The sequence below is a fragment of the Candidatus Zixiibacteriota bacterium genome (genome assembly GCA_040753875.1).
In the GTDB taxonomy this organism is placed as follows: domain Bacteria; phylum Zixibacteria; class MSB-5A5; order GN15; family FEB-12; genus DATKJY01.
Window position 1 is genome coordinate 192,588 of the sequence record JBFMDV010000005.1, and the last position, 16,813, is coordinate 209,400.

The following is a 16,813-nucleotide window of genomic DNA, read 5'->3' on the forward strand; positions in this document are numbered from 1 at the left end:
AAAATCAGCGCCCAGTGCGACTCCCTCAAGCGTGGACAACGCGCGAAACATTAAGTTGTTACATGGCAAAGCGGTAGGCTATGCATCGCTTTGTGTGCGCTTCACGATTCTCCATACCGAGGGGATAACTCCCCCTGCCAACGCTATCTTGGCCGCCGCGCCGGGAAGAAATGGAAACAATCCTGCCACCAGAAGTTGCCCTGAAGGCATAAAACCGGACAACCAGGCAAGCCCGCACGTGTAGATAACAACCTGTCCGATTAACATAGCGCTGAGAGAACGAAACAGCGTCCGGTGCCACCCATTATCAGCCAACCACCCCATCACATACGCTGCACCGACAAAACCAAACAAGTACCCGCCAGTAGCCCCGAAGAACACCGGCAACCCCGCGTTGCCGCCCGCCAGCACAGGTAGTCCCAGCGCTCCCTCGAGCAGATATGCCAGCACGACAGCCGTCCCTCGAATTCGCCCGAGCGTCATCGCGATCACCATTACACCGAACGTCTGTCCCGTTACCGGCACCGGCGAAAACGGCAGTGGTACCGCTATATAAGAACAGGCGACGAGTAGGACATTAAACGCCGCAAGAACCACGATTTCCATCCAGCGGGCCGATGGTCTGATCGCGTCATAAATCGTGAGTTGGTGTGCCGTCATGCCTGTGCTCTCCACGAATCTCTTAGATTGATTTCCCTATGCTCTTCAACAAATCGCGCGCTATCACCAGCCGCTGAATCTCGGAGGTTCCTTCGCCAATCTCGCACAGCTTAACATCGCGCCAGATTCGCTCCACCGGGTACGGCCCGGTGTAATAACCGATACTCCCGAGTATCGTCATCGCGTGTTCGGTAACGCGCCGCCCCACCTCCGAGGCATACAGCTTTGCCATCGCCGACCATCGCGAAAACGGCTGCCCGGCGTCTTTCAATTGCGCCGACTCGTAAATCAGCAGCCGCGATGCCTCCAGTTCGGTCGCCATATCGGCCAACAACTGCTGAATTCCCTGGTTGCTCGCAATCGGTTGTCCAAACTGGACTCTGTCTGCGGCATATCTGAGAGCACAATCAAAAGCCCCCTGTCCCAAACCCAGCGCCATAGCCCCGATTGAAATCCGCCCGCCATCGAGCGTGATCAGCATCTGCTTGAACCCCTGCCCCAGTTCGCCGAGCTGATTCTCGACCGTCACTTTCAAATCATCGAAATGCAAAAACGCAGTGTCCGAGCCGCGCAAGCCGAGCTTGTTCTCTTTCTTCCCGACTGCATACCCCTTCATGTCCTTCTCAAGGATAAACGATGTTATTCGCTTATCCGACGGATCTTCCGAGGTCCGCGCTGTCGCCACTGTCGCAAACGCCTTGGTCGCCGAGGTTATCCAGCACTTGCTGCCGTTGATTATCCAGTTATCCCCGTCTCGGCGAGCAAATGTCTTGGTGCCACCGGCATCCGAACCGGCTTCCGGCTCGCTGAGACCGAACGCAATCAGTTCCCCTTTGGCCGCGCGCGGAAGATATCTTTGCCGCTGTGCCTCGGTCCCAAACTTGAGAATCGGGAATGTCCCCAGCGAATTGTGCGCCGCCAGCATGATGCCGGTCGAACCGCACACCCGCGAAATTTCCTCCACTGCAATCGTATATGTCACTGTATCAGTCAGCCGCCCACCGTATTTCTCCGGAATCAGCATGCTCAGAAGCCCCATCTCCGTGAGCGGCTTCATGTGTTCGTCTGGAAATCGCTGATCGAGATCCAGGAGTACAGCTTTTGGCTCTATCTGTTGAAGAGCGAACGCTCGGATTTTCTCTCTGTATTCGTGATGTCGTTTTTCCAGCACCGCTCAATCCTTCAACAAATCACGTGAAATCACCATTCGCTGCGCCTCCGAAGTTCCCTCGTACAGCTCCGTAACGCGCGCATCGCGGAAATAGCGCTCCACGGCGTACTCTTTGATATACCCGTAGCCGCCGTGAATCTGCACCGCTTCATTACAAACGAAATTCGCCATCTGCGAGCAGTACAGCTTGGACATCGAGGCTTCCCGGTGACACGGTTTCCCCTCGTCTTTCAACTGCGCCGCTCGATAACCCAGAAGTCGTCCGGCATCCAGACGCGTGGCCATCTCAGCCAGTTTGAACTGAATCGCTTGAAAATCGGCAATCGGCTGCCCAAACTGCTTGCGCACCTTGGAGTACTTGATCGCTTCCTCCAGCGCCGACCGCGCGATCCCTATCGCCTGGAACGACACACCCACCCTTCCCGAGTTGAGAATCGACACCGCCATGCGGAAACCGTCTTGCAGTTCCCCAATGACGTTTCCTTTCGGCACAAGTGCGTCGACAAACGTAATCTCCCGCGTGTCCGATGCCTTGATACCGCACTTCTTTTCAGGCTTACCCAGTGTGATTCCCGGTGTCTCCTTATCGACTATGAAACAGGAAATCCCCTTGCGACCCTCTTCCGGTTTCGTCTTCGCAAACACGATCAGCACCCCGGCGTACACGGCGTTGGTCACGAATGTCTTGGTACCGTTGAGAACGAACTGATCCCCTTTGGGCATAGCCGTTGTAGTCAGCGAGGCCACATCAGTCCCGGCATTCGGCTCCGTAATACAGTACGCGCCGATTTTCTCCCCCGATGCCATCAGCGGCAGATACTTCTTCTTCAAATCCTCGCAGGCGAATAGTCGCAGGATTTCGCAGGTGAGCGAGTTGTGCACCGACAACATGATGCCGAACCCGGCGCACGCGGCGCAGAACTCCTCCAGAACACCGGCGAACGCCGTCGCTCCCTGCCCCAAACCGCCGTATTCCTCGGGGACAGTGAACCCGAAATATCCCAGCTCCGCGCATTCCTGTATCAAATCTTGCGGTGTTGTCTCGTGTTCATCGAACTCGAGCGCATGCGGATAAATACGCTTGACCGCTAAATCGCGCGCCATCGCCTTGAATTCAGCTTGCTCTTCAGACAGGTGAAAATCCATCGATCAACTCCTCAGGTCTGGTAGACGTAGAACCCACGGCCGGTCTTACGACCCAGGTACCCGGCCTGAACCATCTTTCGCAACAACGGACACGGACGATACTTCGGATCGCCAAGGCCGTGGTGCATCACCTCAAGGATCGCCAGGCAGATATCAAGCCCGACAAAATCGGCCAGCGTCAGCGGTCCCATGGGATGCCCCGCGCCCAGCTTCATCACCTCGTCGATCGCTTCGACGGTACCAACTCCCTCCATATAGGCAAAGATCGCCTCGTTGATCATCGGCATCAGTATCCGGTTGGCGATGAAACCCGGATAATCGTTCACCGCCACCGGCGTCTTCCCCAGTTTGACCGACAACTGGCTGGCCAGATCGAACGTGCAGTCGCTGGTGGCTATTCCACGTATCAACTCAACCAGCTTCATCATCGGCACCGGATTCATGAAATGCATGCCGATTACCTTGTCCGCCCGACGTGTCGCGGCAGCAAGTTGCGTAATCGGAAGCGATGACGTGTTCGAGGCCAGAATTACTTCCGGCGCGCAGTAATCCTCCAGCTTCCGGAATAGATCCAGCTTAGTCTGAAGGTCCTCCGTGATCGCCTCGATAACCAGTTGCGTCCCTTTAACGCTGTCGAGACTCGTGGAACTCTTGATTCGTCCCATCGCAGCCGCTTTGTCCGATTCGGTGATCGCTTCTTTTTTGATGAATCGATCGAGACTTTTTGATATGGTCGTAAACGCACGGTCGAGGAAGTCCTGCTTCACATCAACCAGCACCACTTCGTAGCCGGTCGACGCGAACACCTGGGCGATCCCATTCCCCATGGTGCCGCTGCCGATCACAGCTACTTTTCTAATGTCGTTAAGCGTCATGTTACATTCTCCCGGACTGTTTATCGATAAGGATAGTATGGTGTCCTTGTCACTTCTTTGCAGCGACACCCTGTCATTGTCATTCCTGCGAAAGCAGGAATCCACCTGAAATCGCTCTGGATTCCAGCTTGCGCTGGAATGACACAAGGGAACGAGTAACGCATTCTGAAAAGAAATTTCCGTCACACCACACTAGAGCCTCATTCGCAATTCAATTTCGTCACCCTAAGCACCCCTTAACGTAGCCCTAAGCACCCCTTTGCGTCGACTTGAGCATCCCTTTAACGTCGCCCTGAGCGGAGTCGAAGGGCGTCCGCGCCCAGCTTGGTGCTGTCAGGCGTCCCCGCCCGACAGCGCCTGGATCCGTCTATACTATCTCTATCGCCATCGCCACCGCGTTGCCGCCGCCCAAACAGAGTGTCGCCAGCCCTTTCTTCAGGCCACGGTCTTTCAGCGCATAAATCAACGTTGCCAAAATCCGCGTACCGGACGCCCCAATCGGATGCCCCAGCGCCACTGCGCCGCCATGCACGTTCACTCGATTCCAATCCCAGCCAAGCTCTTTACCGTCCGCCAGTGCCTGCACCGAAAACGCCTCGTTCGCCTCGATCAGGTCCCAGTGGTTGATCGTGACGTTCATCTTCTTCATCAGTTTCTGCACCGCGTATATCGGCGAGAAAAACAACAGCTCCGGCGGCGTCCCCGCTACTGCATAGTCCACGATTCGCGCCAGCGGCTTGAACCCCTTTTCTTTGAGATACTGAGCGGACACCACCACTGTCGCTGCGCTGCCGTCGTTCAACCCCGGCGCATTCCCTGCCGTCACCGTCCCGTCTTTTTCAAACGCCGGACGCAACTTGCCCAGCGTTTCAAGAGAAATCTCCGGACGCGGGCACTCATCGGTGTTGAATATGACCGGGTCCCCCTTGCGCTGCGGAATCGCCACATCGAAAATCTCTGCCTTGAACTTCCCCCCTTTTATCGCGGCCACGGCTTTTTTATGCGAATTGAATGCGAACTCATCCTGCTCCGCTCGCCCGATTCCTGCTTTCTTGCCGGTCAACTCTGCGGCGTTCCCCATATGCCAGTCCTTGAAACTGCACCAGAGCCCATCGGAGATCATGATATCGTCGAGTTTCTGATGTCCGAACTTGAACCCGGTCTTGGCACCGCGAATGACATATGGTGTGTGCGACATTGACTCCATGCCGCCGGCAATCACTACATGTTGATCGCCCGCGCGAATCGACTGCGCGGCGAGCATCACTGCCTTCAGACCTGAGCCGCACACCTTGTTGATCGTCATGCACGCCACTTCCGGTGGCACGCCACCGTGAATGGCCGCCTGACGGGCCGGCGCCTGCCCGGACCCTCCCTGCACCACCTGCCCCATGATCACTTCATCTATATCCGCCGCGTTGATGCCGGCGCGACGAACCGCCTCTTTGATCGCGAGCGCGCCAAGCTGCGGTCCATTCAGGCTCCCCAGCCCGCCATGCAGCGTTCCGATTGCGCTGCGGCATGCGGACACAATATATGCATCGCGTGAATCAGTCATTACAATGACCTCCAACAAGACAACATGTTAACCCGGTATAGTGATGGTATATAATTCATCGGGAACATTCGCGCAAGGGGCACGGTTTGTTCGGGAGTTGTGTTCAACGAAAGAAAAACCGTACTTGTTGGAAAAGTTTTTTTGCTTTACAACTTTTTGAGCAACCGATAGCTTTGCTCACCGTACAATGGGAAGTGGCTGTCCGGGTTAAGTGGACAAAAAAAGAATTGAATCGAATCCACCAACGTGACGTGGAAAGAAACCAAGGAGGTTGTATGAAGAAACTGATTTTGGCCGTACTGGTGCTGATGTTGTTTGCGCTCAGCGCGTACGCTCAGGACGATGCCGCTGTGACCAAGGGTCTGGTCGGCAAAGGTATTAAGGCTGGCGTTACCCTTGGAAACTTCGCCGGCGCGGATGCCGATGATCCGACTTCCGAGAAGAAGATGAATCTCGGGTTCGGCGGCGGTGCGTTCATCACCTATGCTTTTGCCCCGATGTTTGCCGTGCAGCCGGAAGTTCTGTACGTCATGAAGGGCGCGAAGTACGAAGAGACCGGCGGCAGCGGCACCGACAAGCTCAAATTCTCCTACATTGAAATTCCCGTTCTTCTGAAGCTGATGCCTCAGGTCAAGGGGAATGTCCGTCCGGTAATCTTCGCCGGACCGTTTTTGGGAATTCTCGTAAGCGCAAAGGATAAGGCCGAGGGTTGGACCGACCCGGCCGACAACGGCGACTTTGACATCAAAGACCAGATGAAGAGCACTGAGTTCGGCATTGCGGCTGGCGCTGGCGTCGAATTTGTCGCCGGCAAAGGGAAAGTGACTCTCGATGGTCGCTTTGATCTGGGTCTTTCCAAGGTCCCTGAGGAAATATTAGGCGTGCAGGCCGACATTAAAACCTCCACCATCGCCTTCCTCGTCGGCTACAGCTTCTAAGCAGACTTCTTTACATTTTTGGTGTTCAGCCCCGCATTCTCCATGCGGGGCTTTTTTTATCAGTCAGCCGATTCAGGATTTTTTCTTGACGCCCGCCGTGCGACATTTCTACTTCTACCATGAAGCGCGGTCGACATTGCGAACCGGGAATAGGGCTGTTGTTTTCACTGCTATCAGCATCGACGCTGCACAGTCTGCTGTCGTATCAACGGATGGTGAGTCGATTACCTATATCCCGCTGACGGTTGGACTGAAGTTTTGGTTACTTGAGCGAACGCATTGCGATTGTGAGTAGGTCACAATGAAGAAGAAGTTCCTTGCTGTGATTGTTCTCATGCTGCTCACGCCACTCGTGACGTCGGCAGAAACAGCCACCAGCGCATTCCACCTCTACCTCGGGGCCGGACTCTCTGTCCCCTCCGGGCAATTCGGCGATCTCACCTCGGTTGGCTACCACGGCTCAGGGGCTATGGGATTCGGTGTTCTGCCGGGCCTGGAGTTGCTGCCCAAGATCGAGTTTCATGCCACTCGGATCGACGAGATCCCGTACAGCTACACATCCAGGAGCGGCGGAAACTATCGCCTGTTACTGTTCGGCGGTGACGGACGGTATCTTCTTCCTATCGCAGGCACTTCCGCCAAGCCATATGTCATGGTGGGTATCGGCTTTGCCAACGCCTCGATCAGCGATCTGGTTGTCGATGGACAGACCACTTCCTACGACGGCTGGACCGAATTGTACTACGACCTGGGTGCAGGAATCGAATTCAAAGGCCTCGGTATCATCCCCTTCTTTTTCCAGTTCCGATATGTAAGTATCTCCACGAACCAGTCAAATACCACTATGTTTCCGCTGACTTTCGGTATTAAGTTCTGATCCCACAACAAGTTAGTCACGTCCAGGCTACGAAATCCGTTAAGGTTCAATATCGGACTGCCGATAATGTGTATAAGGTTTGTCCGCGTTGAAATCTCCAAACGAACGGAGGTAACTGTGAAAAAGAGCATTATGATTTTTGGTCTGGTGACCTGCTTTGCGGCAGCAGCGTTCGCTCAGACTCCCCCCTCGCCGTTCAGCATTTATGCCGGCGGTCTTATGTCCATGCCGAACTCTCCCGATGGTTTCAAGGACTCGTACAAGAACGGGTTCCACGGCTTCGTGGGTCTTGGGTTCAAGATGGTACCGGCAGTGCAGTTTGTCGGCAAGGTCGAATACCACTCGTTCAAGTTCGACTGGGACCAATACACTGTTCCGACCGCCTCGGGCGGCACGCAGGGTATCTGGATGTACGGTGCCGACGCCCGCTTTGCGGTTGGCGCTCCGGGCGCACCGGTGAAGCCGTTTGCGTTGATCGGTGGCGGTCTGGCCCATGTCACGCATGCTGATTTCTCCGACCCTGTCCTATTTCCGACACCGGAAAACGAGAGCAAGTTCTATTACAACATCGGCGGCGGCATTCAGATGCACTTTCTGCCGGCGGTTGATCTGTTCGCCCAGGTGCGCTATGTGAGCATCGCCACTGAAGGCGAAAAGACAACCATGGTTCCTATCTCAGTCGGTGTGAAGATATTCTAACCGACCAAAGCTGGGGTGGATATTCTTAGACGGCGGATTCTCACGAGTCCGCCGTTTCCTTTTTTCTCGTGTGACAGCCTGTTGCCAACTTGGAGCCGACAGGTATATTATCCTCGCCCGAAAGGTGACATGGATGTGATCTCGAAACTGCAGCGCGGTGCGGTGTTGATCATCGCCGCCTTGTTTCTGATATGCGGTGGCTCGCCGGCGGCCGGCGAACCAACGCAAGGGGTGCATGCGTATGTTCATGCCGGGGCCGGCTACACCTTCGGCGAACTTAGCAAACAATCCGATTTCGGACTGGCCGCCGGAATCGCTCTGGGAATCACCCCTGTTGAACGCTCCTCTGATATCGAATTTGTTTTGAGAGGAACGATGAACCTGTTCCCCCGCCGTCGCGATGATCTGCACTCGATTCAGACTCTTGGTGGCGGACTTGACCTGAAACTCAATCTCGGCCGCGGCGACCACTTGAATCCGTATCTGTTGCTCGGCTGCGGCTATGCCCGCATGACCATCAAAGCGGCGAAGACCGGCCCGCGCGCTAGCGGCGATTTCACCGAAAACAATTTCTTCGGCTCACCCGGACTTGGCATCGAGATTGGGAGGAAAGGCAAAGTGCGGTGGTTTCTCGAAACACGCTTCACCGATATCTCCGGCTCATATCTCCGGGACTACCAGTTTCTGGCCCTTTCAGTGGGAATAAAAAAGTAGCCGGGTGCCCCACAGCTTGCTGTGGGATCGCTACGAGTTGCTTGGAGAGGACAGGGTCATATGCGTTAATGTCGCACAGCAAGCTGTGCGCCACCGAACCAGCGATGCAGCTTTCTCTCCCCACAGGAAGGGTGAACCTGTCTACTCGCTCAATTCCAATTCGATAATCGGCTTCTCGGTGTCCACCTGGTCCCCCGCCGCAAAATTGACCGCTTTCACTCGCCCCTTCGCCTTGGCATTCACCTGGTTTTCCATCTTCATCGCTTCAACAATGACCAGGGGCTGCTTCAATTCCACTGCATCTCCCACCGCCACCATGAGCTTGACAATCTTCCCTGGCATCGGCGCATACACTTTGTCTTTCGCGGCTCCATGATCACCCGCCCCGCCGGCAAACCCTTCCTCCGATAGCTCCTGCACTTCGAACAGCATCGAGTCCACATCGACAAGATAGCCGCTTTTGTTCCGGGCCACTGCCACGCTGTGGCGAATCCCGTTCTGTTCGACTACATACAGCCCCGCCCCCACCGGTCGTACGGCAAGCTTGGAATTCTCCGCTTTCGCCGTTATCCCCTCGGCGCTTTTCTCCGTTTCAAGAATGACAGTTTCACCGTTGACGATCAGTTCCTGCTTATCCACGAATGGAGTCTCCGATCTGCCACGCGCCAAGGCTCTGCCAGGGCGTAGCCATCGCCGCCCTGCCCGGCCCTCCTGCATTTCCATTCAACGCTGCCGATTGCATCGCTGCGATGACGGCCGCTGCTGCCGCGTCACGATATTTCTTGTCATCGACTGAGCGGCTCCCCATGTGCTGTTCGATAAAGCTCGTGAATGTCCTCCCCGCGCGGAACTCCAGATGCGACAGTACGTCGACCATAAATCGCTTCGATGTCTTCACCCCGAGTATCTTATACTGATGCAGAGCGCCGATCATCTTGGTAATCGCCATATCCCGATTGGGCGCGTGAACGATCAGCTTGGCCATAATCGGATCATAGTTGATCGTAATCTCCGACCCCTGCTCGATCCCTGAGTCCACCCGTATCCCCGGCCCGGCCGGTTCGGTGTAATGAATGATCTTCCCCGTCGACGGAAGAAATCCGTTCTCGCCGTCCTCGGCATAGATTCGACACTCGATCGCGTGCCCGCGCTGTGTGAGATTCTTCAAAGAATCCGACAGCGACAATCCCGCTGCCACACGTATCTGCTCCACCACTAAATCGACTCCTGTCACCATCTCTGTGATCGGATGTTCCACCTGGATACGCGTGTTCATCTCCAGAAAATAATAGTGCCCCGAATCATCCAGCAGAAACTCAACCGTCCCCGCATTCGTGTAGTGAGCCGCCTGCGCCACTTTTACCGCATCCGCCCCCATGCGGGCTCGAAGTTCCGGGCTGACGGCTGTCGATGGCGTCTCTTCGATAATCTTCTGATGTCTTCGCTGTATCGAACATTCCCGTTCAAAGAGATGCGCGCACTTGCCGTGCATGTCTGCCAGCACTTGGAACTCGACGTGGCGCGGATTCGATATGTACTTCTCCAGATACACCGTGTCATCACCGAATGCGTTGGCCGCCTCCCTCTGCGCCGCCTCAAGCGCATCATCAAGCTCATCAGGCTTGTGCACCACCCGCATCCCCTTCCCCCCGCCGCCGGCCGCCGCCTTGATGATTACTGGGTACCCCGCCTTCCTCGCCGCATCATGAAATACTTTCGCTTCAGTCGCGCTCCCGGTCATCCCCGGAATCAACGGCACCCCAGCTTCCGCCATCTTCACGCGCGACTCGATCTTGTTCCCAAGGAGTCGCATCGCCTCTGCGTCCGGGCCGACAAACGTAATCTTCTCCGCTGCGCACCGTCTCGGAAGGAGCGGATTCTCCGCCAGAAATCCATACCCCGGGTGAATCGCATCACAGCCGGTCTTGTGTGCCGCGTCGATGATCTTATCGATATCAAGATATGACTCCCGCGGCGGCGGTGGCCCAATCAGCACCGATTCATCGGCGTACCATCGATGTCTGCTGTTCGCATCCGCCTCGGAATAAACTGCCACGCAGGGAATCCCCAGCGTCCGGCAGGCATTCATCACCCGGACCGCGATCTCCGATCGGTTGGCAACGAGGATCTTCTTGAAGAGTTGTTCAGCCATATGTGTTCTTGCCTGAGTCTTTCATGCCCATATGTCGTCGGGCTTCGACTCCGCTCAGCCCGACGTTCAATTAGCTATCGCTAATTGAACAAGCCAGTACAACTAAATGTATATCTTCTCATACGGTCTTATTTGCTGTCTCGGCTGTCATGGGCTTCTCTTTCGACCTATTTCCATGATGAGTGCTATTGTGACAAACAGAAAGCTCATGGATCATATCGAAATCCCCTCGCATAAGCGCTTCCTTCTTCGCCCGGCTCCATCCCTTCACTTGTTTCTCAGCCCTCGCAGCATCCTCTAAACTTGGGAACTCAATTGTAAACAGAAGCCTCTTGAAACCACGCTTTGAGACATAACTACATATTTCGCTGAACTCATGCTGGACCATTCGCTGTATGACCTTAGTCGTCACTCCCGTGTAGTATGAGTCATCCAGGCATTCGACAATGTATAACCACGCTGCATCCACACCTTGCGACCCTTCAGCCCCCACCATTAGACTTTTCAAACCCAGCAGTTCCCTTTTCGTCGGCCTGAGCGGAGTCGAAGGCCGACGAATTCCATTCAGCCAGGCTCTCCCGCTCCGGGAGCAATCTATTTTACCTCTTTCTTCACCCAGTTCGGCTGGCGCTTATTCAAAAACGCCTCCATCCCCTCTTGTCCTTCGTGCGACAATCGAAGTCTCGCAATCATTTCCGCTGTGTATGGCTTGAACTGCTCCGGCGTCATGCGCGGCACCGAACTAACCAACTGCTTCGCCATCGCCACCGCTTCCGGTCCCGAGGTCAAGATCGACAGCACCACCGAACTGACCTCTGTGGCAAGCTGGTCGTCATCTACAACCTTATTGACCAATCCCACCTGGAACGCCCGCTCTGCGTCCATCCGTTCGCCAGTGATGAACAGTTCGCGCGCTTTCCCCTCACCAATCTTGTTGATCACGTACGGTCCGATACAAGCCGGAACGACCCCAATCTTCACTTCCGAGAACGAGAACTTGGCAGACCGCGCCGCAATCGCCATATCGCACACCGCGACAAAGCCCGTTCCCCCGCCAATCGCCGCACCATTTATCTTGCCGATTACCGGTCGTTTGAAACTGTATATTTGGTAGAACAAATCCGCCAGTGCCTCCGCCTCGGCCAGATTCTCCTCAAACGTCTGATTCACCACCGCCTTCATCCAATTCAAGTCTGCACCGGCGCAGAACGACTTTCCGTGTCCGGTCAGCACGACCACACGAAGGTCATCATCCTGCTCCAGTTGCTCAAACAGTTCCGCCATCTCATAGATGACGGTCGCATTGAAGGCGTTATGAATATCCGGCCGGTTGAAGAAAATATGCCCGACCGCCTTGTCCTTGATGTACTCAAGCGTTGTAAATGCCATGACCACCCCGCTACATCCTGAACACGCCGTACCGCTGCTCCGGCACCGGCGCGTTGAGTGACATCGATATCCCCAGCGCCAGCGCCTGGCGCGTCTCGGTTATCCCGATTATCCCGTCATCCCAAAGCCGCGCGCCGGAGTAATACGGTGTCGATTCGGATTCGTACTTATCGATAATCGGCTGGCGAATCGCCGCGATCTCCTGCGGCGTCAGCTTCCGTCCCTCTTTCTCAAGCTGCTCGATCTTCACCTGTGCCAGCACATCCGCCGCCTGTTCACCACCCATGACGCAAATCTTCGCGTGCGGCCACATCCACAACAGACGCGGGAAATACCCCCGCCCACACATCGCGTAATTGCCTGCGCCATACGATCCGCCAACAACGACCGTGAACTTGGGCACATCGGCATTCGCCACCGCATGCACCATCTTGGCGCCATCGCGGGCAATCCCTCCCGCCTCGTACTGACGTCCTACAATAAACCCGGAGATATTCTGCAAGAACAAAAGCGGAATCCGCCGCTGCGTGCACAGCTCGATAAAATGCGCCCCCTTCTGTGCCGACTCCGCAAACAGCACCCCATTATTGCCGATTATCCCCACCAGATACCCCATGATCCGCGCGAACCCGGTCACCAGCGTCGCACCATACAGCTCTTTGAATTCATGGAACCGCGAACCATCCGCGATTCGCGCAATCACCTCACGGATATCGTACGGCTTGCGAAGATCGTTGGAAACGACTCCGTATAGTTCTTCCGGATCGTAATACGGATCCTCCGGCGTCGTCCGGTCGACCTCAAATCGCGGTGTGCGGTGCAAATTCTCGACTATATTCCGCGTTATCTGAAGCGCGTGCTCATCATTGAGTGCATAATGGTCCGACACACCGGAGGTCCGGCAGTGCACATCGGCTCCCCCCAGTTCTTCTGCCGTCACTACTTCACCGGTCGCCGCCTTCACCAGCGGCGGTCCGCCGATAAAAATCGTCCCCTGTTTCCGGATAATCACCGTCTCATCAGACATCGCCGGAAGATACGCTCCTCCGGCTGTGCACGATCCCATCACCACCGAAATCTGCGGAATCCCTAGTGCCGACATCCTGGCCTGGTTGTAAAAGATTCTGCCAAAGTGATCCTTGTCCGGAAACGTCCCCGACTGAAGCGGCAGGAAAATCCCGCCGGAATCGACTAAATACACGCACGGCAGATTATTTTTCTCGGCAATTTCCTGTGCCCGTGCATGCTTAAGAATTGTCATCGGATAATACGTCCCCCCTTTGACCGTAGCGTCATTCACTACCACCATCACCTCGCGCCCGTGAATTGAGCCAATGCCAGTGATGATCCCGGCGGCAGGCGCATCGTTGTCGTACATGTCGTACGCCGCCAGCGGACTCAGTTCTAAAAACGGCGTGTTCTTGTCAAGGACACGAGCGAGTCGTTCTCTTGGAAGCAGTTTCCCTCGCTCCACATGTCGCTGCCGCGACTTCTCCGGTCCCCCTAATTTGACCTTCTCCAGTCGCTCCTTGAATAGCTGATGCGAAACTTTATTCTTCGCGACATTCTCTTTGAACGCCGCGTCGCTCGTATCGATCTTCGTCTCTATCCGAAACATATCCACCGTCCCTCAGGACTTTGTCTTCAACAGCGACACCGGCACCTTCACCGGCATCTGCAAGAGCGCCTGCGCCAGTGTTTTCCCCTGCGGGTCCAGCAACAACGACTGCGTCCCGCCGCCGCCAAGCGTCTCCTCCAGAAGGAAATTCAATCCGTGCAGATTGTCCAGTTCATACCGTACCACCTTGCCGAGTGTCATCCCCTTGAAAAATTCTTTCACCCGCTTAGTGGTCAGATTATCCAGCATCCACTCGTATATCTCCGGTGACCGCGCCAACACTCCGATATTGCACGTGTCCCCTTTATCCCCCGAGCGTGCATAACACAGTTCCTGCAACCGGACAACTTTGGTCGCCCCGCTTATCTTCCTGGTTTTCAATCGTTCTGGCTTTGCCGAATCATGTTCTGCTTTCGCCTGCATCCGGATCGGGAACGCAATCTCGTGAAAATCCTCCGTGCCATCACTGCCGATTGTCAGCACCTTCGCCTTCACGCGCGTGCGATGCATCAGCGCCGGCCAGTACGTCACCACTTGCACCGGTTTCGGACGTCCCCGCCCCGTCACCGCCATCCCGGCCGGGCCCGAGAGAATCAGCGTCGAGAGCGCTTTCCCGAAATCCTTCACCTTGCCGATTTCCTTATCTCGTACCGCAAACCTCAGCAAAATCTCATTCGGCTCATACTCCGAAAGCGTCTCAGGCCAACACGACCCCGCTCCCACCATCGCCGTGTGTGTTGCGTCGTACCTATGATTCAGCTTCCGCCAGAAAATGTCCGCAATCGTCTCTGCCTTCTTAAACGTATCCGGCCCGCTTACCAGCACTTCTCCCGAGGCCTTCCAGCCGTCATCGAACGACATCGACACCTTGAGGCAATCCGGCTCCGGCTTCCCCTTGACACCGTACACCTTCACCCGATCTTTGCCAACCTGCTTCAGTTGAATCGTATCAAACCGCGCCACACCGTCAGGTGAGATATAATTCGAGGGGTCCCCCATCTCGTACACGAGCTGCTCTTTGACCGTCTTTTCTGTCACCATGCCGCCGGTTTTCGGATGTTTCGTCACCACGAACTCCCCCGATGATTCCATCTCGATTATCGGATACCCGATATTGTGATAGCTTTTCACCTCGTGCCAATCGGTGATATTCCCGCCGGTCGCCTGTGCGCCGCACTCGATAATATGCCCCGCCACAATCCCGGCCGCCATCTTATCCCAGTCATCCATCGACCAGCCTAATTCATGTATCATCGGCGCCAGCGTGATCCCGGTGTCCGTCACTCGTCCAGTGACGACTATCTGACACCCCGCCTCCAGCGCCTTCACCACCGGCTCCGCACCAAGATAGATATTCGCCGATGTTATCCGCGAGCGCACCGCAAAAAAATCTTCACCTGTCTCCATATTGTCGAACCGCTCCCCGGCCGCCGTCAACTCGTACAGATTGTCTACGATATTGTCGCCGTAGACAATCCCCACTTTGATATCCAGCCCCATCTTCTGCGCCATCTCGACAATCTTCCGTCCCATCCCGATCGGATTGATTCCGCCCGCATTGGAGATAACCCGCACGTTCTTTTTGACAATCAGCGGAAGGCATTCTTTTAGTTGGTCGAGGAAATCGACCGCATAGCCGAGTTCTGAATTCGATTGACGTTGTCGTTGGAGAATGGACATGGTGATTTCCGCGAGGAAATCCATGGTGATATAGTCGAGCGGTCCGCCGGTGAGTTGGCGTTTGAGGGCCGAGAGGTCATCCCCCCAGTACCCGCCGGCATTCCCAATCCGCACGATCTTTTTCAACCTATGTCAGCCCTTCTAACCCGTTGTATTGCAAATACAACGAACCGCCCACGCATTCACCGAAACGCCAATATATCCGGTCGGATGAAGGTTGTAAAGGGGAAGCTTGGAAGGCCAAAGGTATTTTGACAGCAGACTCCCTGAACCATTTGCTATAGATTGAGTGGCCTAACGCAGTTTGACAAAGACACATATTCCGACGTCATTATTGACAGAGAGTAAGTCTCTAAGACCGAACTCGGCCTTTCATTAGATAGACAAGCATGAGATCCTTTGCTCCGTTAATAACGCTCGTAGCACTCACACTGATTGGCGCAGTCTGCCATCATCAGGAGTGGAAAGATGGCACCGGAAGGCTGGAGGGTTATGTTAAAGATAGCACGACAGGCCAGCCTCTGACGGGCGTGTCAGTGATGATCGTGTCCTCAACAGTTGGGGCAATTTCTGATTCTCTTGGATTTTATAGAGTGAAGAATATTCCTCCGGGTATCTACAGAGTGTATTTTTCATGTGTTGGGTATAGGCGGATGCAGGCAACGGATGTCGAGATCAGGAGCGGCGTCACAATTCGTATTGACATCAACCTTGCCATCCTCGAAAGCCCGTAGCGCACCCAACGGGTGATGAATTTCGGAATGGCTCTTGACGAACAACGTTGCGCATGAGACCCTGTAGTCCCCATAGCCCAGAACCGCTTCTACTTCTACCAATTGCCTCGACCAAATCACCTGTTGCCTTATCGTGGATATGCCCGTATCCTATCCCCAACCACAAGGAGGGTTCTATGATTGGCATTCTGATTCTCCTCGGTCTCCTGCCGATTCTCACCGGCCTTGTCGCGTTTCCCATAGGCGTTATCATTGGTCTGGCAATCTGGTACGGCGCCCCATGGACGCGCGGCTGGGTGATGCTGGTTATTTCTTTCTTGTTGGCGCTTCTCTCATTCTGGGTCGGCGTCAACGCTTGGCTGATCGGCGTTGGCCAACCGGACGGTTCTATTTCCGGCATCCCCCTGCGTCCGGCTCTGATCGGCCTGCTGTGGGGCCTATTCCTTGCCCTGCTGTACCGGAAAATTCGCCCGGTAACTATCTAACAGGCCACGAGACTACGGACAATAAACGGCACACGTCCTCGTGTGCCGATTGACGGCAGACCGGGAGGTCTGCCGTTTACAAGTGTAAGGAGACTACTTTCGTCGCGTCGAGCGCAG

The 16,813-nt window shown here is 55.2% G+C and carries 17 protein-coding genes; 6 read left to right on the plus strand and 11 right to left on the minus strand.

Going from position 1 to position 16,813, the window contains the following annotated elements:
• Positions 1-78: 78 nt before the first annotated feature.
• The 5 genes from AB1644_02405 to AB1644_02425 all read right to left on the minus strand — a co-directional run bounded on the left by AB1644_02405 (position 79) and on the right by AB1644_02425 (position 5,410).
• Entirely contained in the window at positions 79-660 is a 582-nt protein-coding gene (locus AB1644_02405; protein ID MEW6049899.1) for a biotin transporter BioY, read from the minus strand.
• Positions 661-682: 22 nt separating this feature from the next.
• Entirely contained in the window at positions 683-1,831 is a 1,149-nt protein-coding gene (locus AB1644_02410; protein ID MEW6049900.1) for an acyl-CoA dehydrogenase family protein, read from the minus strand.
• 3 nt (positions 1,832-1,834) lie between these two features.
• Positions 1,835-2,977, minus strand: a complete 1,143-nt coding sequence (locus AB1644_02415) for an acyl-CoA dehydrogenase family protein (GenBank protein MEW6049901.1) — start codon at positions 2,975-2,977, stop codon at positions 1,835-1,837.
• An 11-nt stretch (positions 2,978-2,988) separates the two neighbouring features.
• The gene (locus AB1644_02420; GenBank protein MEW6049902.1) at positions 2,989-3,852 is read right to left on the minus strand and encodes a 3-hydroxybutyryl-CoA dehydrogenase; all 864 of its coding nucleotides are present in this window, start codon (positions 3,850-3,852) and stop codon (positions 2,989-2,991) included.
• A gap of 367 nt (positions 3,853-4,219) precedes the next feature.
• Complete coding sequence (locus tag AB1644_02425; protein MEW6049903.1) at positions 4,220-5,410, minus strand: acetyl-CoA C-acetyltransferase; 1,191 nt, start codon at positions 5,408-5,410, stop codon at positions 4,220-4,222.
• A 275-nt stretch (positions 5,411-5,685) separates the two neighbouring features.
• Here AB1644_02425 and AB1644_02430 point away from each other — a divergent pair, with 275 nt between their 5' ends.
• From AB1644_02430 to AB1644_02445, 4 genes are all read left to right on the plus strand, one after another.
• Positions 5,686-6,348, plus strand: coding sequence for a porin family protein (locus tag AB1644_02430; GenBank protein MEW6049904.1), 663 nt, complete (start codon positions 5,686-5,688; stop codon positions 6,346-6,348).
• A gap of 301 nt (positions 6,349-6,649) precedes the next feature.
• Complete coding sequence (locus AB1644_02435) at positions 6,650-7,225, plus strand: outer membrane beta-barrel protein (protein ID MEW6049905.1); 576 nt, start codon at positions 6,650-6,652, stop codon at positions 7,223-7,225.
• Between the two features lie 117 nt (positions 7,226-7,342).
• Positions 7,343-7,924 (plus strand): outer membrane beta-barrel protein, encoded by a 582-nt coding sequence (locus tag AB1644_02440; protein ID MEW6049906.1) that lies wholly within the window; start codon positions 7,343-7,345, stop codon positions 7,922-7,924.
• A gap of 135 nt (positions 7,925-8,059) precedes the next feature.
• Complete coding sequence (locus tag AB1644_02445) at positions 8,060-8,638, plus strand: outer membrane beta-barrel protein (protein MEW6049907.1); 579 nt, start codon at positions 8,060-8,062, stop codon at positions 8,636-8,638.
• Between the two features lie 141 nt (positions 8,639-8,779).
• Here the strand turns inward: AB1644_02445 and AB1644_02450 are convergent, their stop codons facing one another.
• The 6 genes from AB1644_02450 to AB1644_02475 form a co-directional block, all read right to left on the minus strand.
• Positions 8,780-9,277, minus strand: a complete 498-nt coding sequence (locus AB1644_02450; protein ID MEW6049908.1) for a biotin/lipoyl-containing protein — start codon at positions 9,275-9,277, stop codon at positions 8,780-8,782.
• Positions 9,270-10,790 (minus strand): acetyl-CoA carboxylase biotin carboxylase subunit, encoded by a 1,521-nt coding sequence (locus AB1644_02455; protein MEW6049909.1) that lies wholly within the window; start codon positions 10,788-10,790, stop codon positions 9,270-9,272. The genes AB1644_02450 and AB1644_02455 overlap by 8 nt, the downstream gene beginning before the upstream one ends.
• Positions 10,791-10,908: 118 nt before the next feature.
• A complete protein-coding gene (locus tag AB1644_02460; GenBank protein MEW6049910.1) occupies positions 10,909-11,286 on the minus strand; it encodes a GIY-YIG nuclease family protein in 378 nt (125 codons plus the stop codon).
• A gap of 98 nt (positions 11,287-11,384) precedes the next feature.
• A complete protein-coding gene (locus AB1644_02465; protein MEW6049911.1) occupies positions 11,385-12,179 on the minus strand; it encodes an enoyl-CoA hydratase-related protein in 795 nt (264 codons plus the stop codon).
• 10 nt (positions 12,180-12,189) lie between these two features.
• Positions 12,190-13,797 carry a carboxyl transferase domain-containing protein gene (locus AB1644_02470; GenBank protein ID MEW6049912.1) on the minus strand — a complete coding sequence of 536 codons (1,608 nt, stop codon included), beginning with the start codon at positions 13,795-13,797 and terminating at the stop codon, positions 12,190-12,192.
• A 12-nt stretch (positions 13,798-13,809) separates the two neighbouring features.
• Entirely contained in the window at positions 13,810-15,603 is a 1,794-nt protein-coding gene (locus AB1644_02475) for an acyclic terpene utilization AtuA family protein (GenBank protein ID MEW6049913.1), read from the minus strand.
• A gap of 263 nt (positions 15,604-15,866) precedes the next feature.
• Here AB1644_02475 and AB1644_02480 point away from each other — a divergent pair, with 263 nt between their 5' ends.
• Together AB1644_02480 and AB1644_02485 are read left to right on the plus strand one after the other, a co-directional pair.
• Complete coding sequence (locus AB1644_02480; protein MEW6049914.1) at positions 15,867-16,211, plus strand: carboxypeptidase-like regulatory domain-containing protein; 345 nt, start codon at positions 15,867-15,869, stop codon at positions 16,209-16,211.
• A gap of 176 nt (positions 16,212-16,387) precedes the next feature.
• The gene (locus AB1644_02485) at positions 16,388-16,696 is read left to right on the plus strand and encodes a hypothetical protein (protein ID MEW6049915.1); all 309 of its coding nucleotides are present in this window, start codon (positions 16,388-16,390) and stop codon (positions 16,694-16,696) included.
• Positions 16,697-16,813 lie beyond the last annotated feature (117 nt).

Bases quoted from the DNA above. Each gene is read 5' to 3' on its own strand.
- AB1644_02465 (MEW6049911.1), bottom strand. From the start codon at position 12,179: ATGGCATTTACAACGCTTGAGTACATCAAGGACAAGGCGGTCGGGCAT.
- AB1644_02415 (MEW6049901.1), bottom strand. From the start codon at position 2,977: ATGGATTTTCACCTGTCTGAAGAGCAAGCTGAATTCAAGGCGATGGCG.
- AB1644_02455 (MEW6049909.1), bottom strand. From the start codon at position 10,790: ATGGCTGAACAACTCTTCAAGAAGATCCTCGTTGCCAACCGATCGGAG.
- AB1644_02485 (MEW6049915.1), top strand. From the start codon at position 16,388: ATGATTGGCATTCTGATTCTCCTCGGTCTCCTGCCGATTCTCACCGGC.
- AB1644_02435 (MEW6049905.1), top strand. From the start codon at position 6,650: ATGAAGAAGAAGTTCCTTGCTGTGATTGTTCTCATGCTGCTCACGCCA.
- AB1644_02420 (MEW6049902.1), bottom strand. From the start codon at position 3,852: ATGACGCTTAACGACATTAGAAAAGTAGCTGTGATCGGCAGCGGCACC.
- AB1644_02405 (MEW6049899.1), bottom strand. From the start codon at position 660: ATGACGGCACACCAACTCACGATTTATGACGCGATCAGACCATCGGCC.
- AB1644_02480 (MEW6049914.1), top strand. From the start codon at position 15,867: ATGAGATCCTTTGCTCCGTTAATAACGCTCGTAGCACTCACACTGATT.
- AB1644_02430 (MEW6049904.1), top strand. From the start codon at position 5,686: ATGAAGAAACTGATTTTGGCCGTACTGGTGCTGATGTTGTTTGCGCTC.
- AB1644_02460 (MEW6049910.1), bottom strand. From the start codon at position 11,286: ATGGTGGGGGCTGAAGGGTCGCAAGGTGTGGATGCAGCGTGGTTATAC.
- AB1644_02425 (MEW6049903.1), bottom strand. From the start codon at position 5,410: ATGACTGATTCACGCGATGCATATATTGTGTCCGCATGCCGCAGCGCA.
- AB1644_02470 (MEW6049912.1), bottom strand. From the start codon at position 13,797: ATGTTTCGGATAGAGACGAAGATCGATACGAGCGACGCGGCGTTCAAA.